This is a genomic window from Bacillus sp. SIMBA_026 (genome assembly GCF_046535335.1).
Lineage (GTDB): Bacteria > Bacillota > Bacilli > Bacillales > Bacillaceae > Bacillus > Bacillus velezensis.
Genome location: NZ_JAWRWX010000159.1, coordinates 1 through 272, shown reverse-complemented (window position 1 = coordinate 272; position 272 = coordinate 1). Strand labels below are relative to the sequence as shown.

1 protein-coding gene is annotated in these 272 nt (G+C 56.6%); it reads left to right on the top strand.

Features of this window, described 5'->3' with window-relative positions; all coding sequences use genetic code 11:
- Nucleotides 1–46 precede the first annotated feature (46 nt).
- Nucleotides 47–272, top strand: a 226-nt coding sequence (locus SB847_RS21055) for a hypothetical protein (RefSeq protein ID WP_410578562.1), incomplete at its 3' end; no start/stop codon positions are given.

The following is a 272-nucleotide window of genomic DNA, read 5'->3' as shown; positions in this document are numbered from 1 at the left end:
GCTCCTTGCCGACATCCGCCAATGGTTAAACCCAGGGGGCGAGCTCTTGCTCTCGTTGCGCATTCCCGATTTAGGCGGACAGAACAGATACGTGCATGAAATTTCGCCGAACCTGGCAATCGAGGAGAGGTTCGACGCCGTCCGCGGAACGTTCTCCTCGACGTTGATCGAACGATCAGATGACGGGCAGGCAATCGCGGAGTATTCGGTGACGACACATCTTTTGACCGAAAGCGATCTAAGGACTGAACTGCGCGAGGCGGGATTGGTCC